Source organism: Mucilaginibacter sp. P5_A4 (assembly GCF_056400605.1).
The window spans coordinates 1-577 of record NZ_JBFUKX010000181.1; the positions used below are offsets into that span (position 1 = coordinate 1).

Annotated in this window: 1 protein-coding gene; it reads left to right on the plus strand. The window is 26.3% G+C overall.

Annotation, left to right across the window (positions count from 1 at the left end):
- On the plus strand, positions 1 to 577 hold a 577-nt coding region (locus AC1DQW_RS27915; RefSeq protein ID WP_477457058.1), incomplete at both ends, for an acyltransferase family protein.

Consider the following 577-nt stretch of genomic DNA (forward strand, 5'->3'; position numbering starts at 1 on the left):
GTTTTAGGGGTATTTCAATAATATTTGTAATAGTATTCCATCTGAACAAAGACAAGAGTTTTTATATTTTTAATGGAGGACTTGGTGTCGCATTTTTTTTTGTAATAAGTGGATTTTTAATAACAACTTTATTAATTAAGGAAAAATTAAAAACGTCAACCATTTCGCTTAAGAGATTTTATATAAGACGTTTTTTAAGGATTTTTCCAGTTGCATACTTGTATATAGTCGTTGTTATTTTACTTAATTATTTATTTAATTTACACATTACAATAATAAGCTTTTTAGCGTCCGGATTTTATTTGATGAATTTTACGTACTTTTTAAGGCGTAGCGATGCTTCTTTTTTGGGACACTTTTGGTCTCTTTCGGTGGAGGAGCAATTCTATTTGTTTTTTCCTTATTTGCTCAAGAAAAATTTTAAAATATATTTGATAATTATAATTTTTATTGTTTTTATTCTTCCACTGGTTTTATTTATTTCCGAAAATATTCATGGATTAAATAATTTTATAATCTACGCATGTACTCACTATCTTATAAAATTTCAAAGTATTGCCGTAGGATGCTTGTGTTC